Origin of the sequence: Amycolatopsis sp. GA6-003, assembly GCF_046267895.1 — a bacterium.
Classification (GTDB): domain Bacteria; phylum Actinomycetota; class Actinomycetes; order Mycobacteriales; family Pseudonocardiaceae; genus Amycolatopsis.
This window is the reverse complement of record NZ_CP176499.1, coordinates 4,427,272-4,451,888: the sequence shown is the minus strand read 5'-3', so window position 1 is coordinate 4,451,888 and position 24,617 is coordinate 4,427,272. Positions and strand designations below refer to the sequence as shown.

The window sequence follows — 24,617 nt, the reverse complement described above, 5'->3', positions numbered from 1 at the left end:
GTCCTCGGGGCGGTCCGGGCGATTCGTGGTCGGATCCGGTCCTCGTAGTCGCCAGGTAACCCTGTGCCGACAGGCGGCCGCCAGACTCCGTCGCCGGAATGCCGCCGTCGTACGACGAACGGCAGCTTATGTCACCCAACCGGACGAGGGAACAACCGCTCACCGCACCGCACGTGCATCGGCATTTGCAGACAGTGTGCTGGTCAGCGACCGTCGCCGGTGATCTTCCCGTTGTCGTCGAAGGTGAGGGTGCGCTGCTCGGTGCTCTTGCTGCCGTCCTTGTGCGTGACCTCGACGGTGTTCACCGTGGTGCCGTGCTGCGGGTCGATGGTGACCTTCTTGACCTCGAAGTACGCGACGTCGGCGTACCGCTTGCGCAGCCCCTGCGGGCCCTCCTGCTTGAGCTCGCCGGACGTGACCGACGAGGCCTCCGACGGGTCGGTGGTGACCGTGTTGAAGAACTTCTCCGAGTTGTTCCCCATCGTGTTCGCGTCGTTGGTGGTGAAGTACGTCGGCTCTTTCGTTTCCCGCTGGGCGGGAGTGACCGGCGGCTTCTCCGGCGGTTCGCTCGACGAGGGCGAGTCCGTGGTCGTCGGCGCGGACGTCCTGCCGCCGGTGCTGGTCCCGGGGCCGGCCGAGGTGGTCACGTCGGCCGAACTGCTGCTCGCGGAGCTGTTCGGACCGGTGCCCTGCTGCGGGTGCGTGCCGTTGTCCGAGGTGACGCCGTCGGGGCTGGTGCTGGAGTTGTCGCGCGGGACGGTGCCGCCGATCCCGCCGTGCTGTCCGTTCGGAAGCAGCGCGCTGAGGTTCGGGTTGCCGCCGTTCTGCCTGCCGGGCCAACCGCCGCCGCCGATCGCGTCGGTCGTGGTGGCGGTGGGTCCGCCGACCAGGAACGTCCCGGCGAACAGCAGCCCGACGACCACCGCGCCGGACGCGCCGGTGGCGAACCACGCGGCCTTGCGCCAGGTCTTCGGCGGGGTGACGGACGCGGGCACCGAGCCGAGGTCGAACGTGCCGAGGCCGTCCAGCAGCGGCGCGGAGTACACGCGCACCTCGTCGTCCTGCTGCTCGTGGTCTTCCCTCGGCGAGACGGCCGGTTCGCCGAGGGTGACGCGCTGGCGGCGCGGCGGCTCTTCGGCGACCGGGTTCAGCTCGACGCGTTCGCGGGGGCTTTCCGGCCGGTTGGCCAGCGCGGCGGAGGTGGTGGCGACGCGTTCCTGCTGGGTGCGCCGGGCCGTCGGCTGCGGGAGCGCGCTGTGCGGCGGGGCGAAGGCGCGGTGCTCCTCGGGAATCCGGTCCTGCGGGGGAGCGAAGGCGGCCCGGGACTCGGCCCGGCGGCTGGAGGATTCGGCCCGGCGGCTGGGAGATTCGGAATGCCGGGCGGCGGGACGGCCCGGGGGTTGCGCGGTGCGGCTCTGGGGTACGGCGGTCTGGCCGGGGGAAACGGGTTCGGCCAGCCGCTCCGGGGCGGAGGCGCGGCGGCCCCTCGGTTCGATCGTCGCCCGGCGGCGCTGCGGCTGCGGCTGCGGCGGATCGCCGATCGGCAACGTGCCGCTCGCGGTGGGGAAAACCGGCTGGTTCGGAGCCGGGCGGTTCCCGTCGTCGGGCACCCGGTTCGCGCGCGGAGCCGGTGCGCCGCGATGCTGCGGATTCTCGCTGCCCCGCGGCGCCGGAGCAGTGGTGACGGCTGGCGCGGTCCCGGTGCGGTGCCGGTGATGCCCGGCGGTGCGCGGCGGCACCACCGGCGTCCAGGTGCCGTCGGCGCGGACGCGGTGCCGTCCGGGAACGGTGACCTCGGCGTCCGGCATCGCGCCGGGACGGCCGGCGTGCCGCGGACCGCCCATCGTGTTTCCCGTCATGCCGGTCCGACCCCTCCGCGAGAGGGGCGTGACGGCGCCGGGGGGCTCGTCAACCCGAACGGAGCAGGGACGAGGAGAACGGCGCTTGCGTCCACACTTGCGAACTCCCGAGCAAATGCACGCGCACGCGGAGAACGGCGCGCGGAGCCGCAGCTCCCGCGCGTCCTCCGGGCATAGCCCGGCGCAGACGCCAGGGTCCTCACGGACTTCACAGTAGGAAACCGGCAGGCGAATGTCTTCACCCATCCTGCAACTTGCACCGGTTTCACTCGACCGGGCGCGCCCGAACGGGCGGCACGTCACGCAGCGCAGCGTGTCGCCCGGTGTTTGCCCAGTTCGGGGGCTCGTCAGCCGCCGCTGCGGTACTTCGCCTGCGTCGACTGAAGGGCCTTCATCGACGTCGCGCCGCTACCGACCGCGATGACGATGGCCAGCACGTCCAGCACGACGTTGCCGGAAGTGAGCAACCAGGCGAACAGCGAGGCCGCGGTGGCGCCGCCGGCCAGTGCCCAGCGGCTGCGCACGTACTGCGCCACCGGAGCCCCGCCCGCCCGCTTGCCCGCCGCGTTGTTCAGCAGCGCCAGGTAGCCGACGTGGCCGAGGGACGCCAGCACGCTCGCGATCGCGATGATGACGGCGATGAGGTTAATCATGTGTCCAGTCTGCCCGTTTTCCCTGCCGCGCGAATCGGGGATGCCCCGGATACCGCGTCAGCGGCCGAGCCTGCCGCGGCCGAGGTTCAGCAGCAGCAGTGCCAGCTGACGGCCCTCCGGGCCCAGTTCGCGGTAGCGCGCCAGCACGTCCATCTCGCGGTTGTAGACGATTTTCGTGCCGCCCGCGGCCATCCGGGCCGCGCCGATGGTCTTCGACACCTCGACCCGGCGCTTCACGAGCCGGAGGATTTCGGAGTCGAGCCAGTCGATCTCCTCGCGAAGCGACGAGATGTCCTCGCCGGCCGGGGTGTGCTCGGCGGGCTGTCCGTCGGCGTTCTGCGTCTGCGCGTTCATCGGGACCTCTCTGAAGTCCGGACTTCCCTTGGCCCAGGGATGGCGAAAGCCCCGGGTCCAGTGGACTCCGGGGCTGCGGGTGATGGCGGGTGGGGCACTACGCGATCACGGGAGCCGGAGTCCGGGTCCCGTAAAAAAATCGCTCGCTGCTGTGCCGCACGGATTCAGTATGGCACAGGCGCGCCCGGCCGCTGCCGAGCCGTCCGCACCCGCGCGTGCAGCACCAGGCTGATGAACAGCCAGAACAGCGGCATCGCCGGCCAGAAGAACAGCGCGCCGCCGATCGCCCAGCGCACGATGAGCAAGGTCGTGAGCACGGCGGCGATGCCGAGGTGGACGCGCAGCGCCGGATGTTCGCGCAGCGCGGCCCGGGTCAACGGCCAGCCGCCGCCGCGCGGACGGACCGGCGCCGGCCGGGGGAGGTCGGCGGTGAGTTCGCCGAGTTCGTCGGTGTAGCGGGCGGCGTAGACCGTGCGCAGCCGCTCCTCTACTTCTTCGAGCGTGAGCCGTCCGTCGGAACCGGCGGACTGGATGGTCTCGGCGACGCGTTCGCGGTCGCCGTCGGAAGCCCTCAACCGGGCGGGAATCTTGTCGTCCATGCCATTCGATGCTCCGCGCCGCGGCTTCGGCGCGCGTCGGGCGCGAGGCGACACTGCGGCGTACGTCGGCAAGCGCAGGCCGACCCGTGGCTGTTCCGGGACTGTCGTACCCCCGGGGTAGCGTTGACAGACGATGGACACCCTCTTCGATCTCCCCGCAGACCCGCCCGCCCGCGCTGCCCGGCCGGGAACCGCAGACCTGCTCGAGGACCTCAACCCCGCCCAGCGCGAGGCGGTGACGCACGCCGGAGGTCCGCTGCTGGTCGTCGCGGGAGCCGGATCGGGCAAGACGCGCGTGCTCACGCGCCGGATCGCCTACCTGCTCGCCGAACGCGGAGTGCATCCGGGCGAGATCATGGCGATCACGTTCACCAACAAGGCCGCCGCCGAGATGCGCGAACGCGTCGCGGCGCTCGTCGGCAAGCGCGCGAACGCGATGTGGGTGTCCACGTTCCACTCGATGTGCGTGCGGATCCTCCGCCGCGAGGCGAAAACGCTCGGCATGTCGTCGAGTTTCTCCATCTACGACTCGGACGACACGAAACGGCTCATCACGCTCGTGGCGCGCGATCTCGACGTCGACCCGAAGAAGTACGCCGCGCGCACGCTCGCGGTGCACATCTCGAACCTGAAGAACGAGCTGGTCGATCCGGAAGAGGCGGCCTCGAAGGCGGCCAACGACCTGGAGCGCCGCGTCGCCGAGGTTTACGCCGAGTACCAGCGGAGGCTGTCGAGCGCGAACGCGTTCGACTTCGACGACCTGATCATGCAGACAGTGTCGCTGCTGCAAGCGTTCCCGGACGTCGCGGAGTACTACCGGCGGCGCTTCCGGCACGTCCTGGTCGACGAGTACCAGGACACCAACCACGCGCAGTACACCCTGGTGCGCGCGCTCGCCGGGACCGAAGCCACGGACACCGGGATCGAGCCCGCCGAACTGTGCGTGGTGGGTGACGCGGACCAGTCCATCTACGCCTTCCGCGGCGCGACCATCCGCAACATCGAGGAATTCGAACGCGATTTCCCGAACGCGCACACGATTCTGCTGGAGCAGAACTACCGCTCCACGCAAACGATCCTGTCCGCGGCCAACGCGGTCATCGCGCGCAACCCCAACCGGCGCGCGAAGCGGCTGTGGACCGATTCAGGCGACGGCGAGAAGATCGTCGGCTACGTGTCGGACAACGACCACGACGAGGCCGCGTTCGTCGCCGGGGAGATCGACTCGCTGGCGGAGAAGGGCGAGGCGGACTACTCGGACGTCGCGGTGTTCTACCGCACCAACAACCAGTCGCGGGTGTTCGAGGAAATCTTCATCCGGCTCGGCCTGCCGTACAAGGTCGTCGGCGGCGTGCGGTTCTACGAACGGCGCGAAGTGCGGGACATGATCGCGTACCTGCGCGTCCTCGCGAACCCGGACGACACGGTCAGCCTGCGGCGGATCCTCAACGTCCCCAAGCGCGGCATCGGCGACCGAGCCGAGGCGGTCGTGGCGACGCACGCGGAACGGGAACGGATCTCGTTCTGGGCCGCGTTGCGCGACGCGGTCGACGACAAGGTGGCGCTGCTGAACCCGCGCTCGGCCAAGGCGATCACCGGTTTCGTGACGCTGCTGGACGAACTGCGGGAAATGGCGTCGTCCGGCACCGAGGTGCACGACCTGCTCGAAGCGATCCTGGAGCGCACCGGTTACCGCGCGGAGCTTGAGGAATCGGACGACCCGCAGGACGCGTCGCGCGTCGAAAACCTCACCGAACTGGTGACGGTGGCCCGGGAATTCGCCGAGTTCACCGCCGAGGTCACGAACGACGAAAACGCGGAACTGGTCCTGGACGACGGCGTCCCCGCCCCTGGTTCACTGCCCGCCTTCCTGGAGCGGGTTTCCTTGGTCGCGGACGCCGACTCGATCCCCTCGCCAGACGGCGGCGAGGAAGGCGACGGCGGCGCGGGCGTGGTCACCCTGATGACCGTGCACACCGCGAAGGGCCTGGAATACCCGGTCGTCTTCTGCACGGGTTGGGAGGACGGGGTCTTCCCGCACATGCGCGCCCTGGGCGATCCCGCGGAGCTGGCGGAAGAACGCCGCCTGGCCTACGTGGCGATTACCCGGGCACGGCAACGCCTTTACGTATCCCGGGCACTCACCCGGTCGGCGTGGGGACAGCCCCAGATGAACCCGGCCTCCCGCTTCCTGGACGAGTTGCCCCCGGACCTGGTCGACTGGCGCCGCCTGGAACCGTCCTCGCCCGGCTTCGGAAACTTCGGCTCCTCTTCGGGGTCTTCGTCAGGCCCCCGAGCCGCGACGACGTGGGGTCGCCGGTCTTCGTCGTCGTCTTCGAGTTCGCCGTTCGGGAAGGCGTGGAAGGACACGGTGGCGCTGAAACTGGACGTCGGAGACCGGGTAAGCCACGACAAGTACGGCCTGGGCACAGTCATTTCCTGCGACGGCGTAGGCCCGCGCGCGACGGCGACGATCGACTTCGGAGCTTCGGGCAAGGTCCGGCTGATGCTGATCGGAAGCGTGCCGATGGTGAAACTCTGACGGTCGCTGGTTTTTCAGGTGCAACGGCTGCTGTTGCAGCAGCTGTGGTGGACGTGGCCGTGGCCGTCGCTGCGGTGGTTGCAGTTGTGGTTGGTGCGGGTTGTGGCCGCGGCTGCGGTGGTTGAGGTTGCGTCTGCGGTTGTTGAGGTTGCGTCTGGAGCGGTCTTGAGGGTTTGATCCTCCGTGCCGTGCCGTGCCGTGCCGTGCCGTGCCGTGCCGTGCCGTGCCGTGCCGTGCCGTGCCGTGCCGTGCCGTGCCGTGCCGTGCCGTGCCGTGCCGTGCCGTGCCGTGCCGTGCCGTGCCGTGCCGTGCCGTGCCGTGCCGTGCCGTGCCGACGAAAGCTGCAATCCGGGGCCAGATTCCCCTTAATCCCACTCATCGGAGCCGGTCCGCCCAAGCTGACTTGCCGCGGCACGTACTGGCCACACCAGAACTCCGTGCCGCCGCCTCGCAATGCCGCCTGCGCGGCTTCAAACCATCTCTCCGGCCCCCAACCACCGGTGCGGTTCCGCCGGTCCGCACGGGCTTGCTGAGACCGCCCGTACCAGCTGCCGCGATGCCCTCTCCCGCCCGTCCTGGACATCTTTCGCCGGACCGAGTGAACCCTCCAGCGAACCCGCTGATCTTGTCGGTCCCCTCCGGCATACTGAACTTCATCGAACACAAGTTCGATGAAATGCGGTAGGCTGTGGAAGGGGCGCAGGGGATGGACGCGGTGCTGTTTGGGGTATTCGCAGCTGGGGTACAGGAGTACTTGAGGAGAGTCGCGGGGACGGTTGCTGTGGGGACGGCGACCCGGCCAGCTCGGGACGTGCCAGGGGATGTGGCACGGCTGGCCGCGGCATGGCGCGCGCTGCTGCGGCAGCACGCTTTGGGACCAGACGGCAGATGTGTCGTCTGCGGAGGAACATCGCGCGCCGACGAGGGCATCGCGCGATGGCTGCCGTGGCGAAGACGCGCGGACCTGTGCACGGTGTGGCAGGTAGCCGTCGCCTACTTCGTCCGCCGCCTGCCTGGCAACGATCCGTGACGCCATCAGGCGTGGAGACCACTCGCATCGACGGCTCACGTCTGAGTGGCTCTGCGTCGAAAGCCAGCCAGTAGCCGAAGGGCCTTACCGTGGCCGCTGACGAGCTGGCCACGTACACACGCTGGCACCACCAGAAATCCTTGCCTACAAAGGCATTTCCGCCGCTAGCCGTCTCGAACGATCCAAGCGGGGATCAAGCTCGAAAGACGGCCTGCGGCGGGGAACCGCTACCCGCCCTGGGGTGAGAAATGCGGGTCAGCTCAGATGTTCACGCCGCGGGCAGCGAGCCACGGGCGCGGGTCGATCTTCTTGGTGCCGTCCTGCCACACCTCGAAGTGCAGGTGCGGGCCGGTGCTCTCGCCGCGGTTGCCGATCTCGGCGATCTGCTGACCGCACTTGACTTTCTGGCCCTCGCGGACGGAGAAGCTGTTCATGTGGCCGTAGACCTGGATGGTGCCGTCGTCGAGCTGGATGCGTACCCAGAGACCGAAACCGCTGGCCGGGCCGGCCTGGATGACGGTGCCGTCGGAGGCGGCGTAGATCGGGGTGCCGATGGAGTTGGCGATGTCGATGCCGAGGTGGCTCGTGCCCCAGCGAGCGCCGAAGCCGGAGGTGAACGTGCCGTGAGCGGGCAAGCAGGTCTTCGGGCGGGCAGCCTCTTCGGCGGCCTGGCGCGCGGCTTCGGTTTCCGCCTGCACGCGGGCCTTGGTGACCTTGGCGCTGTCGGCCATCTTCGCCGCTTCGGCGGAGGCATCGACGGCGTGGCCGGTCGGCAGCAGTTCGGGAGCTCCCCCGGAGCCCGCGCTGCCGAGGGTGAACGAAGCGCTCGCGTTCTGTGCGTTGGCGAGCGGGGTGACTGCGGCGTCAGAGTCGCCACCGCTGGTGGACTTGAGGGTCTGCCCGGCGGCGGCTGCGGCGAACGCGCCAGCCGCGACGGCGGCGACCACGACCCGCCCGCGAAGGGCGGAGGAGGGCGGAGCGATGCGGTGCTGGCCCCGGACGCGAACGACGGCACCGTCCAGTGCGTCTTTCAGCGCCGGGGAAGGGGCTTGGCCGCCGGGGGAGCGGTGTGAAGCCAAGACAGGGCCTTCCATCGTCGGGGAGTCGGGGCGGAAGCGAACTCGGGCGGGGATCCCGTGAACGAACCTCGGGGGTGATTCGCTCAATGTCCTGCTTCGTGACCTGACTGTAATGGGGACCGGAGGACAGTAACGAAGCGGTGCCTCAATGAGCAAGACGCGACCCGGCTTTCGGCCGAACGAGTGGCGCGCATCGCGCGTCTAGCTGTGGAAACTACCCAAAGTTAACCGGGAACTACTTGGCTGGTTGTGGTTTGAGTCACATACCTTCGGATGGCTCAGCGCCTCCGAAGGCCCTCCCGACGGCCGCGCGGACGAAATAACCGGCCACCCGGGCGCGTTGAAGCAGTTTCACGCCAAATCTTGTGATGCCGCTCACTCTCGATGGTCCGGCAGATCCTTTCGAAGGCTTCGCCCGCGACACTTCGGCTCGCCTCTCCGGCGGGGAATCCCCGCTGGGTTTTCCTAGGCCACCGCCCTGGGGACTCGGCCCGCCTGCCCGTCCGGCGTGCCCCACCCGGCCGGACCAAGATCGTCAACCGTCTCCACGGCGTGCCGACACCCCGCCGCGCCCGTGACAACGAGGCAAGCCCCGGCTCCCCGAACTGCCCGGTCCCGCCAGTCGCTTGCCCAGCCCGCCGAAGCCCGCCGCGGGCCTCCGTCAGCGGTGCGGCCGGATACCTGTCCTCCCAGGCAGGCCCGTCTCAGCCCCAGGCCCGGGCGGATCGCGCCCCTCCGAATTCGGTCGCGGCTCCCGTCACGACTCGGTTGGCTGCCCGCCTTCCTGGCAGGCCCTGGCAATTCCTGTCCCCGGCGGGTCGCCCCGTGACCCGCCGGGGCCTGCCGCGGTTCCGTCCGCGATCCGGCTGATTGCCCCGGCAGTCGCGGTTCCGTCCGAGACTTGGTTGATTGCCCCGGCAGGCCCTGACCGTCCCGCCCGGTCTCGACGGACTCACTATGCGATTTGGCAGTCGCGGCCTGCCGACGACTCGGCTGGTTGCCTGCCTTCCCCGCGGCTGGCCTTGACGTTCCTGTCCCCGGCTCCGGCAGTTCATCCCCGCGATCTGCCGGATCGTGTCGCGGTTCCCCTCCGCGACCCGGCCGGTGACTTGTCCGGCTGTTCCTGTCCCGGTCCTGGCGGATCGTCCCCGCGATCTGCCGGGTCCTGTCGCGGTTCCTCTCCGCGGTCCGGCCGGTGACTTGTCCGGCTGTTCCTGTCCCGGTCCTGGCGGATCGTTCCCGCGATCTGCCCAAGCCATTCGCGGATCCGGCTGGTCGCCCACCCCCGGCAGGCCCTGGCCGTCTCCGTTCCTGGCAGGTCCTCCCCGGCCTGCCAGGAACGGAGATCGCGGCTCCCCTCCGCGACGTGGCCGTCACCTGCCCTCCCCGGCAGGTCCCGGCCCTCCACTTTGGTCCCGGCAAGCCGTCCCCACGACCTGCCGGCACCCGTCGCGGCTCCCTCCGCGACCTGGTCGGGTGCCTGTCCCGAACAGGCATCCGACCTCGTCCATCGCCCCCGCGACGTGTCCCCGTGCTTCGTCCCGCGCCGGTGTGACGCCCCGAACGCCACTCCCTTACGCGACTTCCCCGAAGTTTTTTCTCGACGTTCCCTCCGGCACTTCGATCCCTCTGCCGTCGAGACCTCCGGCCCGCGCCCCTCTTACGCGGATCGGCGGATTTTTTCTTCGCACCCGTCAGACGCGCGGGGACCGCCGGAGGTTCATCCGGCGGGGAATTCACCTGGAAGTGCGTTCCGGCCTGGTCGAGGCGGCCCTGCTGTTCCCGCGCCGGGAGCGGTCCTTGCTAGCGTCGCGAGCGATGACTCCGCCGACCCCAGAGCCCCGCGACGGCGATTCCGCCTCGGACACCCCGGACACCCCGGGCCGTCCCGCCGGACCCCGGCGTCCCAGCCTCGCCGAGCGCAAGGCCGCCGCCCGCGCTCGAGCCCGCCGTGCCGCCCATCGCGCGAAATCGGATCCAGCTGACTCGTCCGGCCGCCGTGGGACGGGTTCGGCTGACTCGTCCGGCCGCGGCGGGACGGGTTCGGCTGATTTGTCCGGTCGCGGCGAGACGAAGCCGGGGGAAAGCTCCGCGGACTCGCCTCGCCGTGGCGAAGCCGCTTCCGCGGAAACTCCGGGCGGCCTGTCCGGTCGTGGCGCGCCGACCTCAATGGAGGGGGCCGGCGAGCCGTCCCGGGCTGGGGTGATTTCCGAGGGGAGCCCGGCTGGGTCTGCGACGGGAAACCCAGCCGAATCATCTCGTCGCGCCGGAGCAGCTTCCGCGGAAAGCCCAGCTGCCCCATCCAATCGCGACGAGCCCGCAGCGGAAAGCCCGACGAGTCGAGAAGCGGCATCCCCCGACGCACCCTCAGCCAAGCAGCAACGCGACGAGGCACACCTGACCAGCCGCCAAAAGCCCGTCTCCATCCCGGCCGAGCCGAGGTCCGCACCCCGGACCATTCCCAGCCGCCGAGAGGCCAGCCGAGAAACCAACCGAGACTCAAGCCGCCAAGACCCGAATCAGGTCAAGACCCTCCTGGACCGCACCGACCAACCCCCCTCCCCAAGGCTCCGAGCCGCCACCGCCCTCCTCGGCGTCGGCTCCCTCGCGCTAGCCGCCGGTGCCATCGCCCCGGTCTCGCCCGACGCCAGGCCCGGCTACCTCTCCTGGCCCCTGCTCGTCATCCTCGCCATCGTGCCTGCCGGGGTCGCGGTCGCGGCGGCTCGCAGTGGGCGGCACGGGCTGGCCGCCGGGCTCGTCGTCGGGCTCGCCGCTCTCGCGCCGGGGCGGCTGGTTCTCGATCTTCAGTTCCTCGTCAACGGCTCCAAAACCATCCGTCCCGAGCTGTATCTCCCGGACCGGCTCCTCGACCGCAGCGGGGTCGGTCTCGGGTTCTGGCTGCTGATCGCCGGGCACCTGCTGACGCTCGTCGCCGGGATAGCGGCCGCGCGGGTGGTGCGCGAGCGGAACGAGATCGCTGGCGGCGACGACCAACGCCGCTGGCGGCTGATCATTCCGCTGCTCGCCGTGGTCGCCGCGGTCGGATTGCTGATGACTCCCGTTCTCTCGGACGATCCGTTTCTCCTTGCGCGGTCAGCGTTTGAAGGTCCTGGGCTGGCACTCGCCGGGTACCTTCTCCTCGCCGGCGCGCTGCCGGTCGCAGCAGTGCTCGGGGTTTTCGCCGGATCCGACGGCGTCGCGCGCGGGACGCTCGGCGGGATCGTCGCGGCGGTGCTCGCTGTCGCGGTGCCGACGTTCGTCGCCGGGCTTGCCGTGCCGGGGCTGGCGGTTTCGACCGGCGCGTATCTCGCTGTCGTGCCGATGGTGCTGGTCCTCGTCCTCACTCCACTTGCGACACCGCAGCAAACCCAGACCGAGCGCACCGACCTGGCCGGCGAGGCCCGCGTCCCGGGGCTCACCATCTGGCGCACGCTCACCGCTCTGCTCGCGGTGCTGACCGGCATCGCGGCGGCGATCGGTGCGCTCGCCCCGCAGCTCGGCAACAGCACGGACAGTCCGGCCCGCTGGCAACTGCTGGTCGCGGCGATTCTTGTCGTGCTGCCAACGCCTTTCCTTCTCGCTCGCCGCACCGCGCCGGTCGCGCGCGGGATGCTCGCGGTGTTGTGGGCCGGTGTCGTTCTCGCGGGGACGGCAGTGCTCAGCACGGCCATCACCGCCTCCGAAGCGACTGGGCTCGGCGGGCTCGGCGGCGCGATCGACTACCACCTCGGCGCGGGAGCCGTTTTCGCCGCGATCGCGCTTGGTCTCGCCGGGCTTACCGCCTTGGCCGCGGTGATCACCGGGGTCGTGGAACGCGACGACACCGGGACCGAAGGGGCGCGCTCCACCGCGGCGATTCCCGCCGGAATCACCGCGATACTGGCGATCGCGACGTTCGGCACGCCGGTATTCACCGCACCCGATTACGCGACGCCCGGGCTTTGGTCCGATTTCGACACTCCGTCGTGGGGATTGCTCGCCGCGCTGCTCGTCGTTCTCGGAACACTCGGGTTGAGCCTTCGTTCGCGGCCCGGCGCCGCGGCGGCAGGAGCAGCCGGCGCGGCCTTGCTGCTGGCCTTGCACGCCGCCGAGGTTCCGCTGGTCAGTTCCGCCTTCGACGGCGCACGGCCGGGATCGGGTTTCTGGCTCGGAATCGCCGCGGTGCTGGCGGCGGCCGGCACCGCGGTCGTCGGTGCGAAGAAGTGAGCCCGCGGCGCGTAGTCCTCGTGGAGCTGGCCGAAGAAACCGCGGCGATTCCGCTGGCGCGAATGCTGCGCGACGCCGGTCTCGAAGTCGTCCACGTAGGACACCTCGACACGACGGAAAAGATCGTGCGCACCACCGAACAGGAGGATCCAGACATTCTGGGCCTCCTCGGCGGTCCGGCGCCCGAGGGGCTCGCGGAAGCGCTCGCCGGCACCGCAGTGATCGAGCTGGGCGGCGAAAGCGCCGAAAAGGCCGCCGAAATGCTTGTCGGTGGGCGGTCTCACACCCTCGGCACACCCTCTGACCGCGTACGGTGACCGACTTCACCAGGTGCGGCGTCCCCTGCGTCTGCGCTGGTCGCTAACCTCGACTGGTCCGACAGCGCGGTCCGGAAAACGGACCACCACAGTGGCGTGTCGTCAGGAGACTGGAGTAGTGGACCTCTACGAGTACCAGGCGAGGGATCTCTTCGCCGCCCACGGAGTACCGGTTCTGCCGGGCGCCGTGGCAAGCACCCCGGAAGAAGCCAAGGCCGCCGCGGAGCAGATCGGCACCCAGGTCGTCGTCAAGGCGCAGGTGAAGGTCGGCGGCCGGGGCAAGGCGGGCGGCGTCAAGCTGGCCCAGACGCCCGACGAGGCGAAGGAGAAGGCGGAAGCCATCCTCGGCCTCGACATCAAGGGCCACATCACGCACCGCGTGCTGGTGGCGGAAGCCTCGGACATCGCGTCCGAGTACTACTTCTCCTTCCTGCTCGACCGCGCCAACCGCACCTTCCTCGCGATGGCGTCGTCCGAGGGCGGCATGGAGATCGAGCAGCTCGCGGTCGAGCGCCCGGACGCGCTCGCCAAGATCCCGGTCGACGCGATCAAGGGCGTCGACAAGGCCGCCGCGCTCGAGATCCTGAAGGCCGGCCACTTCCCGGCCGAGATCATCGACGAGGCCGCCGACGTCGTGGTGAAGCTGTGGGAGACCTTCGTCTCCGAGGACGCCACCCTGGTCGAGGTCAACCCGCTGGTCCGCGACCCGCAGGACAAGATCATCGCCCTCGACGGCAAGGTCACGCTCGACGAGAACGCCGCCTTCCGTCACCCGGAGCACGAGGAACTCGTCGACAAGCAGGCCGAGAACCCGCTCGAGGCGAAGGCCAAGGCCAAGAACCTCAACTACGTCAAGCTCGACGGCGAGGTCGGCATCATCGGCAACGGCGCGGGCCTCGTCATGTCCACTTTGGACGTCGTGGCGTACGCGGGCGAGAAGCACGGCGGCGTGAAGCCCGCCAACTTCCTCGACATCGGCGGCGGCGCGTCGGCGGAGGTCATGGCGGCCGGACTGGACGTCATCCTCAACGACACCGACGTGAAGAGCGTGTTCGTGAACGTCTTCGGCGGCATCACCGCCTGCGACGCGGTCGCGAACGGCATCGTCGAGGCCCTGAAGATCCTGGGCGACGAGGCCACCAAGCCGCTGGTCGTCCGCCTGGACGGCAACAACGTCGTCGAGGGTCGCCAGATCCTGGCCGACGCGAACCACCCGCTGGTCACCGTGGTGGACACAATGGACAACGCGGCCGACAAGGCTGCCGAGCTCGCCGCGGCAGGTGCGTGAGATGTCGATCTTCCTCAACGAGAACAGCAAGGTCATCGTCCAGGGGCTCACCGGCTCCGAGGGCATGAAGCACGCGACCAAGATGCTGAAGTCCGGCACCAACATCGTGGGCGGCGTCAACGCCCGCAAGGCAGGCCAGACGGTCACCATCGAGGGCAAGGACCTCACCGTGTTCGGCACGGTCGAGGAGGCCATCAAGGAGACCGGCGCCGACGTGTCGGTCATCTTCGTGCCGCCGAAGTTCGCCAAGGACGCGGTCATCGAGGCCATCGACGCCGAGATCCCGCTGGCGGTCGTCATCACCGAGGGCATCCCGGTGCACGACTCGGCCTACTTCTGGGCGCACGCGGTCGCGACCGGCAACAAGACCCGGATCATCGGGCCGAACTGCCCCGGCGTGATCAGCCCCGGCAAGTCGAACGCGGGCATCATCCCGGCCGACATCACCGGCGCGGGCCCGATCGGCCTCGTGTCGAAGTCGGGCACGCTGACCTACCAGATGATGTACGAGCTGCGCGACATCGGCTTCTCCACCGCGGTCGGCATCGGCGGCGACCCGGTCATCGGCACCACCCACATCGACGCCCTCGAGGCGTTCGAGAAGGACGCCGACACCAAGGTCATCGTGATGATCGGCGAGATCGGCGGCGACGCCGAGGAGCGCGCCGCGGCCTACATCAAGGAGAACGTGACCAAGCCGGTCGTCGGCTACGTCGCGGGCTTCACCGCCCCCGAGGGCAAGACGATGGGCCACGCGGGCGCGATCGTCTCCGGCTCGTCCGGCACCGCCGCGGCGAAGAAGGAGGCCCTCGAGGCCGCCGGCGTCAAGGTCGGCAAGACCCCGAGCGAGACCGCGGTTCTCGCGCGGGAGCTGTACAACAGCCTCGGCTGACCAGCAACGACACCACTGGCGGAGGCCGGGCACCGACACGGTGCCCGGCCTCCGTCGTTTCCGCCCGCAACCGATCCGGCGGTCAGTGCGTCCAACGTCGCGGACGCCCAGTGCGGATGCGCTAGCGTGCAGTCACTCGTGAGCGGGGGACGCCGCCGGTGCACCCCGGGCATTTCAGGATCCCGAACCGCCGGTCGATGAGACAGGAGAGCTTCCGATGACCTTCCCCAGTGGCGGGCCCGGCTACCCCCAGCAGGGCCAGCCGTCCCAGGGACCGCCCCCGACGGGCGGGTTCCCGCAGCAGCCCCAGCCGCAGCAGGGCCCGCCCGCCTCGGGTGCCGGAGCGCCGCCGAACCTTCCGCTGCTGCTGACCCTCGGCGTGGCCGGGCTTGGACTGGTGCAGTACTTCCTCGGCTTCGCCGCCGAGGCGGGCACGGCCGGGCAGCCCATTCTGTTCCTGCTCGCCGGCGGTCTCCTGGCGGCGCTGAACCTGCTGCCCAAGGGGCCGAAGACGCTGCCGTTCGCCGCGCTGCTCAGCGTGCTCGGCGGTCTGGGCGCGCTCGACGCCGTCATCTCCGGGCGGACGTCCGCGATCGTGATCGTGGTGCTGATCCTCGGTCTCCTGCAGATGGCCGCGGCGGTCGCCGTGCTGCTGTTCGAGTACGGCGTGCTCAAGCCGCCGACGCCGCAGCCGTCCGCTCCGGCGTATCAGCAGCCGTACAGCCAGGGCCAATACCAGCCGACGCAGTACCAGCCGGCTCCCGGCCAGCAGGGCCAGCAGACTCCGGGGCAGCAGCCGCCCGCCACGCCGCCGCCGGGCGGACAGGCCACGACGTACGCGCCGCAGCAGGGCCAGTTCTTCCAGCCGCCTGCCGACCAGAACAAACCGGGCACGCCGCCCGGCGGTTTCGGACAGCAAGGCTGAAATCCCTTCGCTTCACCCACCCGCTGTGACTCTCCGTGTCACAGCGGGTGTTTTTATTGGCCCAGTGCCACGACCGGGTGGGCGTTGGATTCGCCACGTCCGCCCGGCGGCGTGCCTCACCCGGACGGCCGAGCGCGGATGTCATGGTCGAGGACATGCAGGTGCTCACCAGTCCCGGACGCCCCGCGGGCGACGAGCCGGTGGGCGACTCCGTTGACCAGGATGTCCCGCAGGCGCCCCGGTTGCGGGTGTTGCTCGTCGCGGCGCTCGGCCCGCTCGTCCTCGGCTACGCGGCGGTCGTCACCCTGCTCGCGCTCGTCGCGCTGACCGCCGAGCACGCGATCGTCTCCGCGGGCGGCGTGCTGCGGTCGGCGGGTCCTGGCTGGCTGGCCGTCTACCAGGTCGAACTCGGGATCGGCGGCCATCCGCTCGGCATGCTGCCGTTGCTGCCGACGGTCGGTGTCGTGCTGCTGGTCGCGCGGGCAGCGGCCAAGGCCGTACGACGGCTGCGCTGCGCGAGGCTGCGGCACGCGGTCCCGTTGATTGCCACGATTTCTGGCGCGCATCTGCTGTTCGGCTTGCTGATTTCGTTGCTGTCGATCGGCGAACCGGTGCGGGCGAACGTCGCGCTCGCCTCGGTGGTGCCCGCCGTGCTCTCCGGACTCGCGGCCACCGCTGGGGTACTTCGCCGGTTCGGCATGCCGCAGGTGCTTGCCGACCGGCTCGACCCGCTGGCTCTTCGCGGTCTGCGCGCGGGCCTGCTCGGGTTGTTCGCACTGCTGGCCGCTGGCGCTCTGACGCTGACCGCGGCCATGGCGCTGTCCGCGCGCACGGTGTCCGGGCTGTTCGAGCCGTCGTTCGGGGCCAGCTTCGGGCTGTTCCTGCTTTCCGTGCTGTACCTGCCGAACGCCGTGGTCGCCGCGATGTCGTTCGTGAGCGGACCCGGGTTCAGCATCGGCGACCTCGACGTGCACCTCATCGGCTACCGCGGCGGTTCCGTCCCCGGAGTGCCGCTGCTTGGCGGCATTCCCGAGCACGCCGCGGCGTGGTGGCCGGCCCTGCTGGTGCTGCCGCTGGCGGTCGGGGTGCTGGTCGGCTGGTCGGTCCGGGCGGTGGACGAGGACCCGGCGGCGCGGCTGCGGGTGGTGGTCGTCGCGGGCGCGGTGGTCGGGTTCGGCTGCGTGCTGCTGGGCACGCTCGCCGGCGGACGGCTCGGCGACGGTCCGTTCGACCCGGTCAGCGTGCCGGTCGGGGTGGCGTCGATCGTCGCGTTCTGCTGGATCGTGATTCCGGCCGGGTTCGTGGCGTTCTTCGCGGGGGCGCACGCACCGATGCGGCCGGTCGGGTCGCTTGAGGTGGAGGACGAGGTCGAGGGCGAGGCTGCTGAGGATGCCGAGTCCGAGGTCGCGGACGAGGTGGAGGAATCCGAGGCCGCCGAAGAATCCGAGGCTCCAGCGGAGGACACGGCGGAGGACTCAGCGGAGGACGACGAGGACTTCGACGCCGAGGCCGACGCGGAACTGGGTCTCGACCTGCCGGAGGACGAGCCGGAAACCGAGGCCGCCGCGAGCGAGGACGAGCCGGAAGACAAGCCCGAAACCCCCGCCGAACAGGCGGAAGCTGTGACCGAGTCCACCGAGGACTCCGGCGACGAGAAGCCCGCCGAGGACGACCGTTAGGGTTGGGGCGACCTGGTGAAGCGCCGTGCGCCCGAGGCGCACCGCCGTGCAAGGAGCCCGTTCTGGCCAGCCGCTTGGAACTGCCCACTCCGGTGAAGATCGTCGTGCTCGCGTCCGGTTCCGGCACGCTGCTGCAGGCGGTGCTCGACGCCGCCGGGCAGCCCGGGTTCCCGGCCGCCGTCGTCGCGGTCGGAGCCGATCGCACCGGCATCGAGGCGCTCGCGCGAGCGGAACGGGCGGGCGTGCCGTCGTTCACCGTCCGCGTCGCCGACCATCCGGACCGGGCCGCGTGGGACCGCGCGCTCGCCGAGGCGGTCGCGGCCTATCAGCCCGACCTCGTGGTGTCCGCCGGGTTCATGAAGATCCTCGGACCGGAGTTCCTGGCGCGGTTCGCGGGCCGCGTGATCAACACCCATCCCGCGCTGCTGCCGTCGTTCCCCGGGATGCACGCGGTCGCCGACGCGCTCGCGGCCGGCGTGCGCGTCACCGGATCGACGGTGCATTTCGTCGACGCCGGGGTGGACACTGGCCCGGTCATCGCCCAGGAGGCGGTGCCGGTGGAGACCGACGACACCGAAGACGTCCTGCACGAGCGGATCAAAGCCGTGGAACGCAGGCTGCTGGTTGAAACGATCGAGCGACTCGGCCGTGGTGGGTGCACCGTGGACGGACGAAAGGTGAGGTTTTCGTGAGCACAGCACAGGGACGGCGCCCGGTCCGGCGCGCGCTGATCGGCGTCTCGGACAAGGCCGGCCTGCTCGAGCTCGCGACCGGCCTGCACGCGGCCGGCGTGGAGATCGTGTCGACCGGCGGCACGGCGAAGGTCATCGCGAACGCCGGGGTCCCGGTCACGCCGGTCGAGCAGGTCACCGGGTTCCCCGAGTCGTTCGACGGCCGGGTCAAGACGCTGCACCCGCGCGTGCACGCCGGGCTGCTCGCCGACCAGAGCAACGACGACCACGTCGCCCAGCTCAAGCAGCTCGACATCGCGGCGTTCGACCTGCTCGTGGTGAACCTGTACCCGTTCCAGGAGACTGTCGCGTCCGGCGCGAGCCCCGAGGACTGCGTCGAGAACATCGACATCGGCGGTCCCGCGATGGTGCGCGCGGCCGCGAAGAACCACGGCAGCGTCGCTGTCGTCGTGGACCCGGCGCGGTACGCGTGGGTGCTTGAGCAGGTCTCCGCGGGAGGCTTCGAACTCTCGGACCGCAAGCGGCTCGCTGCTGCTGCGTACGCGCACACGGCTGCGTACGACACCGCGGTCGCGTCCTGGTTCGCCAACGCGTACGCGCCTGCCGACGACAGCGGTTTCCCGGACTTCCTCGGCGCGACGTGGGACCGTGCGGACGTACTGCGCTACGGCGAGAACCCGCACCAGAAGGCGGCGCTGTACCGCGGCGCGCAGCCGGGCCTCGCGCACGCGGAGCAGCTTCACGGCAAGGCGATGTCGTACAACAACTACGTCGACACTGACGCCGCGCGTCGCGCTGCCTTCGACTTCTCGGAGCCGGCTGTCGCGATCATCAAGCACGCCAACCCGTGCGGCATCGCGGTCGGCGCGGACGTCGCCGAAGCGCACCGCAAGGCGCACGCCTGCGACCCGGTGTCCGCGTACGGCGGCGTGATCGCCACGAACCGGCCGGTGAGCGTCGCGGCGGCGGAGCAGATCGCCGAGGTGTTCACCGAGGTCGTGCTCGCCCCCGACTTCGAGCCGGAAGCGCTGGAGATCTTGCAGCGCAAGAAGAACGTGCGGCTGCTGAAGCTGCCCGCGATCGAGAACGCGGCCCCGGTGGAGTTCCGGCCGATCTCCGGCGGCGTGCTCGTGCAGACCGCCGACGCGATCGACGCCCCCGGCGACGACCCGGCGAACTGGAAGCTGGCCACCGGCTCGCCCGCCGACGAGAAGACCTTGGCGGACCTGGAATTCGCGTGGCGGGCCCTGCGCGCGGTGAAGTCCAACGCGATCCTGCTGGCGCACGAGCAGGCGACCGTCGGCGTCGGCATGGGACAGGTCAACCGCGTCGACTCGTCGCGGCTGGCGGTCTCGCGAGCGGGCGACCGGGCGAAGGGCTCGGTCGGCGCGTCGGACGCGTTCTTCCCGTTCCCGGACGGGCTCGAGGTGCTGATCGAGGCCGGCGTGCGAGCCGTCGTGCAGCCCGGCGGGTCCATCCGCGACGCCGAGGTGATCGCCGCCGCCGAGGCCGCCGGGATCACGCTGTACCTCACCGGAACGCGCCACTTCGCGCACTGATTTTCTTGCTGGCCGGCCGGGACCTGACGGGTCCCGGCCGGTTTTTCATCCCTCGCGCAAGATCGCGTAGACGACCTCGTCGCGGTAATCGCCGTCGCGCCAGGTGACCTGGCACAGCAGGCCTTCGCGGTGGAAGCCGGTCTTCTCCAAGGTGTGCTGCCCGGCGAGGTCCTCGCTGTCGACGAAGGCCTCGAGCCGATGCGCGCGGGTGTGCCGGAAGACCTGGTCGACGAGCAACTGGTAGGCCTTCGCGGCGGTGCCGTGGCCGCGGTAGTCCGGCAGCAGCGCGACGCCGACCCGGAAACATCCGCCGGCGGGCCCGCCCCGGTCGGCGGCCTCCCAGGTGGCCATCCCGGCGACGACCGAGTCGACAGTCACCGCGACCGCGCTCGACGCCGGGCTGAGGAAGCCGTCCTCGGCGAACCGGCGCCGTGCCCGCGGCCCGGTGAAACTCGTCCACTGGAAGGTGCCGGCGCCGTCCGGATCCGTGGAGAACCGGTCGAGCACCGGCAGGTCAGCTTCGGTGAAACCCCGCAGGGCGATGTGTCCTGTCTTCATCAGGGTTCCCAGTGTAAAGAGCGGTTTTCCCGGCGTCCGGTGATCTTCCGGGTTCTTTCCCCCGCGCGCGCTTGACAGCCGGGGAGGGGGCGGGTGAGACTGGGTGGTGTCGAACGGGTGTTCGATTCTGTTCGGCGCAGTGGTGTGTTTTTGGGTGTGATTGCTGGGTGACCGTGCGGTTTCCGCACGGATGAGGATGCGGAACCGCCTTCCCCGCGGTGTGTCGGCGTCCGTCCCGGGCTTGGTGTGACGGCCTTGCCCGGGACGGACCGTCGGCTGCTCGGAGGAAGGAGGAACCGGTGACGACCGAAGCGGCTTCGGGGGCTGCTTCTTCGAGGGTTGCTTCTTCGGGGATTGTTTCGGAGGTCGCGGAAGCTTCGGGGGCTTGCGCGGCTGGGGGGACTTTCGCGGCCGGTGCGGGCGCGGCTGGTTTTCCTGGAGCGGGCGAGGCTTCAGCTCTGGCCGGGATGGCTCCGGGGGTCTCGGCGAGCGGTGCTTCGGTCTTGGCCGGGATGGTTGCGGGGGCTTCTGCGGTTAGGGGAGTTCCGGAAGTTGTCGGGGCGGCTTTGGCGGCGAGTGGCACTCGGTCTTTGGGCGGATCGGTGTCGGGTGCGTGCGGCGCTGTGGCCTTGGCCGGGGCTGCTTCCGTGGTTAGGGGGGCTCCGGAAGTTGTCGGGGTGGCTTTGGCGGCGAGCGGTGCTCGGTCTTTGGGCGGATCGGTGTCGGGTGTGGGCGGTGCCTTGGCCGGGGCTGCTTCCGCAGGGGGTTGTGCGGTAGCTGAGGCGGTGCAGGGAGCAGTCGGCGCTTGGTCTCCGGCCGAGGCGCCTTCGGAGGCGAGCAGCTCTTCGGCCGTGGCCGGGAAACTGGGCCCTTCAGCCCTGCCTGCTGGCTCCGTCCCGACCGAACTCCTTGGCACCGCGGGAATTCCGGCCCGGCAGAAGAAACCTGGCCGGTCGCCGCGGGAGGCCTTTTCCGCGCAGGCTTCCGCGCCCACGAGCGTGCCGGAGGCGCGGCCGGCACGCTCGTGGGAAGTACTGGTTCCGTGGTCGGCGATCGAAGCATTGGCGAAGGAACGGACGCCAGTCGCCGCGATGTCCGCAGGTTTTTCATTGAGGGAGAAGGAATCCCGCGCTCAGCTGAGTTCTCTGGCCGCGGCATTCGAACCCTGGATCCCGGCCAACCCCGGTGGGTCGGCGGAGACTGGCTCGCCAGCCGTGCCTCGTTCACAGGTCTGGTCGGCTCAACCCGGTCGTGAGCTTGGTCCGGGGACGGCATCGGCTGCCGACTCGCGACCGGATTCACCGGCTCCGCTCACCCCGGCGACTCAGCCTGGTTCGGCTGCTCGCCCGCCATCTTCGGCTCGGATTCGCTCGTCTGCTGAACGAGATTCGCCACCGCAGCCAGCGACTCCAGCCGATTCGAGCCTGGGAACTTCCTCCGAGCCACCGGTCCCGCTTCATCCGGAAGCTCCTTCCGGCTCGCTGGCCGAGCCTGGCCCGGAAGAGCAGCCCGAGGCTCCGCTCACCCCTCCGACTCCGCTGCGCCCGCCGAACCCGTCGGGCGTGGCATCTCCGGAACTGTCGGAATTCCGTCCTCCGACGCGGCTCCATCCCGCTGATTCGGCGGGTCCGGCGAACCCGTCCGGCTCGGCGACTCCGGAACTGTCGGAACTGCGTCCTCCGACCCGCGTTCATCCCGCCGATCCGGCGAACCCGTCGGGCCCGGCATCTCCGGAACTGTCGGAACTCCGGCCCCCGGCGCGGCTCCGTCCCGCTGATTCGGAGGGTCCGGCGACCCCGTCCGGCCTGGCATCTCCGGAACTGTCGGAACTCCGGCCCCCGCCCCGGCTCCATCACACCGCCTCGGCGGATCCGGCAAACCCGCCCGGCCCGGCACATCCGGCACCGTCGGAACTCCGCCCCCCAACCCAGCTACACCCCGCCGCCTCGGCGGATCCGGCGCACCCGCTGGCCAAGCTGACCGCCCTCCCCGGTGTCAGCACTGCCAGCACCGTCGCTGCCGAGCGGGCTTCCCGGGCCGACTGGGGGCAGGCCGCCGGGCGGATGCTTCCGGTGGCCCCCGCCTTAGCCGATCTGCTGCCTGGGGCGGGGTTGCGGCGCGGGAGCGTCGTCGCGGTTCACCACTCCACGTCGCTGCTGTTCGCGTTGCTCGCGGAGGCGACCTCCGCCGGGGCGTGGGCCGCGGTGGTCGGTGCTCCGTCGCTGGGGATTGTCGCGGCGGCCGAGCACGGGGTCGTTGTTTCGCGGCTCGCGTTGGTTCCTCGGCCAGGAACCGAGTACCAGGCGGTGATGGCCGCTCTGCTCGACGGCGTCGACCTCGTTGTCACCGAGCCTCGTTCAGTCCGGCCGGACGTCGCGCGGCGGCTCGCGGCGCGGGCTCGGCATCGCGGGGCCGTGCTGCTTTCGCTGGGGCACTGGCCTTCCGCCGACGTCGAACTGCACTGCACCCCCGGCACCTGGACCGGGGTGCTCGAGCACGGTGCCGGACATCTCCGTTCCCGCCCGGTCGAAGTACACGCTCGCGGGCGCGGTGCGGCGGCCCGGCCCCGGTCGGCGTCGGTGCTTTTGCCCGGTCCGGACGGGCGGGTTTCCCGCGGCGAGAAGCGGGTCGCGGCACGGGAGGAAGCAGTCGGGTGAACCACACTGTCCACAAAGGACAAAAAGACCCGCGGCGCCATCCAGTGCGGATGCTGGTTTTGTGGTGCCCGGACTGGCCCGCGGTCGCCGCTGTCGCCGCGGCGGGGGGCGTGCTTACCCGGCCGGCGGCGGTGTTTCACGCGAACCGGGTCGTCGCGTGCACCGCGGTCGCGCGGGCGCGGAACATCCGGCGCGGCATGCGGCGGCGGGAAGCGGAATCCCAGTGTCCCGACTTGGCGGTGTTCGGCGTAGACGAGGCGCGGGACGCGCGGTTGTTCGAGAACGTCGCGACGGCGGTGGAGGAACTGGTCGTCGGGCTGGAAGTGGTGCGGCCCGGGCTGCTCGCGGTTCCGGTCGCGGGGGCGGCCGGGTATTTCGGCGGCGAACCGCGGCTCGCGGAGAAACTGGTGGACCAGGTGGCCGCGGTCGCCGGGGTCGAATGTCAGGTCGGGATAGCGGAAGGGCTGTTCGCGGCGACCCTCGCCGCGCGGCAGGGGACGCTGGTCGAACCTGGGCGGGCGGCCGAATTTCTCGCTCCGTTGCCGGTGACCGAACTGGACCAGCCGGATGCCGAGCGGGCGGATCTGGTCGGCCTGCTCGTCCGGCTCGGGTTGCGCACGCTCGGCGCCTTCGCCGAACTCGGCGAGCGCGACGTGGCCGCCCGGTTCGGGCGCACCGGCGTGCTCGCGCACCGGCTGGCCCGGGGGCTGTCCGACCGGCCGCCGTTGCGCCGCAGCCCGCCGCCGGAACTGTCGCTCGCCGAATCGTTCGATCCGGTGCTCGCCAGGGTGGACGTCGCGGCGTTCATGGCCAAAAAACTCGGCGCGCGGTTCCACGCCGCGCTCGCTGATCGCGGGCTCGCGTGCACTCGATTGGGTATATACGCGACCACCGAGAACGGCGAGCAGCTCGGTCGCGTCTGGCGTTGTGCGGAACCACTTACGCCGCAAGGGGTCGCGGACCGGGTCCGGTGGCAGTTCGAGGGCTGGCTCAAGGCCGCGCCCGGCGAACGGCCCACGGCCGGGGTCGCGCGGTTGCGGCTCGAACCGGAAGAGACTGTCGAAGGGAGGTCATTGCAGCTGGGGCTGTGGCGGGGGAGCGATCCCGGCGCCGGCCCGGGCGAGGACGAGGAATTGGCTGCCGAACGGGCGGGCCGGGCATTCGTGCGAGTGCAAGGTCTGCTCGGTCCGGAGGGCGTGGTCACGCCGGTGCTCGACGGCGGACGCGATCCGGCGAGCCGGGTCCGGCTCATTCCGTGGGGCGATCCGCGGGAACCCGCCGGACCGCCGGACGCCACGTGGCCTGCCCGGTTGCCGTCCCCGTCTCCCGCGACGGTGCTGGAACAACCGTTGCCAGTCCAGGTCATTGACGCACAGGGGCGGCCAGTCGGCCTCACCGCGCGCAAACGGCTGACCGCGCCGCCGCACGGACTGTGCGTCGCGGGCGGGCCGCCGAGGCCGATCACCGGATGGGCCGGTCCGTGGCCGGTCACGTCGGGCCGTCGTTCGACCGGACCGCAGCAAGCCCGGCTGCAGCTGCTGCTCGCGGCAGGGGAAAACGAGGCGCCGGAGGCGGTGCTCGTCCTCTGCTCCGGAACGGAAAATCCAGTGTGGACAGTAGAAGGAAGCTACGACTGAACCGGCCTGCTAAGAAACCCTGCGGAGACAAAGAAAGGAAACCGAATCTGATGGAGCACGAACTGCCGGTGCCCCGCGTCCCGGCCGAACC

Annotated in this window: 18 protein-coding genes; 12 read left to right on the top strand and 6 right to left on the bottom strand. The window is 70.5% G+C overall.

The genetic code is table 11. The features are described 5' to 3' along the window. Positions 1 to 203 precede the first annotated feature (203 nt). The 4 genes from F9C12_RS19675 to F9C12_RS19660 all read right to left on the bottom strand — a co-directional run bounded on the left by F9C12_RS19675 (position 204) and on the right by F9C12_RS19660 (position 3,465). Positions 204 to 1,859: a hypothetical protein gene (locus F9C12_RS19675; RefSeq protein WP_409466840.1), complete on the bottom strand. Its 1,656-nt coding sequence runs from the start codon at positions 1,857 to 1,859 to the stop codon at positions 204 to 206. A gap of 347 nt (positions 1,860 to 2,206) precedes the next feature. Then, a complete protein-coding gene (locus tag F9C12_RS19670; protein WP_409183407.1) occupies positions 2,207 to 2,512 on the bottom strand; it encodes a hypothetical protein in 306 nt (101 codons plus the stop codon). 57 nt (positions 2,513 to 2,569) lie between these two features. Next, the gene (locus tag F9C12_RS19665) at positions 2,570 to 2,866 is read right to left on the bottom strand and encodes a chorismate mutase (RefSeq protein WP_409183406.1); all 297 of its coding nucleotides are present in this window, start codon (positions 2,864 to 2,866) and stop codon (positions 2,570 to 2,572) included. A 164-nt stretch (positions 2,867 to 3,030) separates the two neighbouring features. Continuing rightward, complete coding sequence (locus F9C12_RS19660; RefSeq protein WP_409466839.1) at positions 3,031 to 3,465, bottom strand: DUF1707 domain-containing protein; 435 nt, start codon at positions 3,463 to 3,465, stop codon at positions 3,031 to 3,033. 133 nt (positions 3,466 to 3,598) lie between these two features. Here F9C12_RS19660 and pcrA point away from each other — a divergent pair, with 133 nt between their 5' ends. Then, positions 3,599 to 6,007, top strand: a complete 2,409-nt coding sequence (pcrA, locus tag F9C12_RS19655; protein WP_409466838.1) for a DNA helicase PcrA — start codon at positions 3,599 to 3,601, stop codon at positions 6,005 to 6,007. A gap of 811 nt (positions 6,008 to 6,818) precedes the next feature. Beyond that, the gene (locus F9C12_RS19650; protein WP_409466837.1) at positions 6,819 to 7,037 is read left to right on the top strand and encodes a hypothetical protein; all 219 of its coding nucleotides are present in this window, start codon (positions 6,819 to 6,821) and stop codon (positions 7,035 to 7,037) included. A gap of 260 nt (positions 7,038 to 7,297) precedes the next feature. On the opposite strand, the gene F9C12_RS19645 is transcribed toward F9C12_RS19650, so the two are convergent. Continuing rightward, the gene (locus F9C12_RS19645; RefSeq protein WP_409186797.1) at positions 7,298 to 7,984 is read right to left on the bottom strand and encodes a M23 family metallopeptidase; all 687 of its coding nucleotides are present in this window, start codon (positions 7,982 to 7,984) and stop codon (positions 7,298 to 7,300) included. Between the two features lie 2,826 nt (positions 7,985 to 10,810). Between F9C12_RS19645 and F9C12_RS19640 the strand changes: the two genes are divergently transcribed. From F9C12_RS19640 to purH, 8 genes are all read left to right on the top strand, one after another. Further along, entirely contained in the window at positions 10,811 to 12,322 is a 1,512-nt protein-coding gene (locus F9C12_RS19640) for a hypothetical protein (protein ID WP_409466836.1), read from the top strand. Between the two features lie 20 nt (positions 12,323 to 12,342). Further along, positions 12,343 to 12,639, top strand: a complete 297-nt coding sequence (locus F9C12_RS19635; protein WP_409466835.1) for a hypothetical protein — start codon at positions 12,343 to 12,345, stop codon at positions 12,637 to 12,639. Positions 12,640 to 12,757: 118 nt separating this feature from the next. Further along, positions 12,758 to 13,927 carry an ADP-forming succinate--CoA ligase subunit beta gene (gene sucC / locus F9C12_RS19630; RefSeq protein ID WP_409466834.1) on the top strand — a complete coding sequence of 390 codons (1,170 nt, stop codon included), beginning with the start codon at positions 12,758 to 12,760 and terminating at the stop codon, positions 13,925 to 13,927. A 1-nt stretch (position 13,928) separates the two neighbouring features. Then, positions 13,929 to 14,819, top strand: coding sequence for a succinate--CoA ligase subunit alpha (gene sucD, locus F9C12_RS19625; RefSeq protein ID WP_009072477.1), 891 nt, complete (start codon positions 13,929 to 13,931; stop codon positions 14,817 to 14,819). A 217-nt stretch (positions 14,820 to 15,036) separates the two neighbouring features. Beyond that, positions 15,037 to 15,744, top strand: coding sequence for a DUF5336 domain-containing protein (locus F9C12_RS19620; RefSeq protein WP_409466833.1), 708 nt, complete (start codon positions 15,037 to 15,039; stop codon positions 15,742 to 15,744). A 143-nt stretch (positions 15,745 to 15,887) separates the two neighbouring features. After that, entirely contained in the window at positions 15,888 to 17,423 is a 1,536-nt protein-coding gene (locus F9C12_RS19615; protein WP_409466832.1) for a DUF6350 family protein, read from the top strand. A gap of 74 nt (positions 17,424 to 17,497) precedes the next feature. Continuing rightward, positions 17,498 to 18,115, top strand: a complete 618-nt coding sequence (purN, locus tag F9C12_RS19610) for a phosphoribosylglycinamide formyltransferase (protein ID WP_409466831.1) — start codon at positions 17,498 to 17,500, stop codon at positions 18,113 to 18,115. Beyond that, a complete protein-coding gene (gene purH / locus F9C12_RS19605; protein ID WP_409466830.1) occupies positions 18,112 to 19,674 on the top strand; it encodes a bifunctional phosphoribosylaminoimidazolecarboxamide formyltransferase/IMP cyclohydrolase in 1,563 nt (520 codons plus the stop codon). The genes purN and purH overlap by 4 nt, the downstream gene beginning before the upstream one ends. A 45-nt stretch (positions 19,675 to 19,719) precedes the next feature. Here purH and F9C12_RS19600 read toward each other — a convergent pair whose 3' ends face one another. Beyond that, on the bottom strand, positions 19,720 to 20,232 hold the full coding sequence (locus F9C12_RS19600) for a GNAT family N-acetyltransferase (RefSeq protein ID WP_409183394.1): 513 nt from the start codon (positions 20,230 to 20,232) through the stop codon (positions 19,720 to 19,722). 2,063 nt (positions 20,233 to 22,295) lie between these two features. Between F9C12_RS19600 and F9C12_RS19595 the strand changes: the two genes are divergently transcribed. Both F9C12_RS19595 and F9C12_RS19590 read left to right on the top strand, forming a co-directional pair. Further along, the gene (locus F9C12_RS19595; protein ID WP_409466829.1) at positions 22,296 to 22,889 is read left to right on the top strand and encodes a hypothetical protein; all 594 of its coding nucleotides are present in this window, start codon (positions 22,296 to 22,298) and stop codon (positions 22,887 to 22,889) included. 50 nt (positions 22,890 to 22,939) lie between these two features. Then, entirely contained in the window at positions 22,940 to 24,526 is a 1,587-nt protein-coding gene (locus F9C12_RS19590) for a DNA polymerase Y family protein (RefSeq protein ID WP_409183392.1), read from the top strand. Positions 24,527 to 24,617: the final 91 nt, after the last annotated feature.

Excerpts from the sequence above, each read along its gene's own strand:
- F9C12_RS19665 (WP_409183406.1), bottom strand. The coding sequence starts at position 2,866 with ATGAACGCGCAGACGCAGAACGCCGACGGACAGCCCGCCGAGCACACC.
- F9C12_RS19590 (WP_409183392.1), top strand. The coding sequence starts at position 22,940 with ATGCTGGTTTTGTGGTGCCCGGACTGGCCCGCGGTCGCCGCTGTCGCC.
- F9C12_RS19600 (WP_409183394.1), bottom strand. The coding sequence starts at position 20,232 with ATGAAGACAGGACACATCGCCCTGCGGGGTTTCACCGAAGCTGACCTG.
- F9C12_RS19595 (WP_409466829.1), top strand. The coding sequence starts at position 22,296 with ATGCTTCCGGTGGCCCCCGCCTTAGCCGATCTGCTGCCTGGGGCGGGG.
- F9C12_RS19620 (WP_409466833.1), top strand. The coding sequence starts at position 15,037 with ATGACCTTCCCCAGTGGCGGGCCCGGCTACCCCCAGCAGGGCCAGCCG.
- F9C12_RS19675 (WP_409466840.1), bottom strand. The coding sequence starts at position 1,859 with ATGACGGGAAACACGATGGGCGGTCCGCGGCACGCCGGCCGTCCCGGC.
- F9C12_RS19615 (WP_409466832.1), top strand. The coding sequence starts at position 15,888 with ATGGTCGAGGACATGCAGGTGCTCACCAGTCCCGGACGCCCCGCGGGC.
- F9C12_RS19670 (WP_409183407.1), bottom strand. The coding sequence starts at position 2,512 with ATGATTAACCTCATCGCCGTCATCATCGCGATCGCGAGCGTGCTGGCG.
- sucD (WP_009072477.1), top strand. The coding sequence starts at position 13,929 with ATGTCGATCTTCCTCAACGAGAACAGCAAGGTCATCGTCCAGGGGCTC.
- pcrA (WP_409466838.1), top strand. The coding sequence starts at position 3,599 with ATGGACACCCTCTTCGATCTCCCCGCAGACCCGCCCGCCCGCGCTGCC.
- F9C12_RS19660 (WP_409466839.1), bottom strand. The coding sequence starts at position 3,465 with ATGGACGACAAGATTCCCGCCCGGTTGAGGGCTTCCGACGGCGACCGC.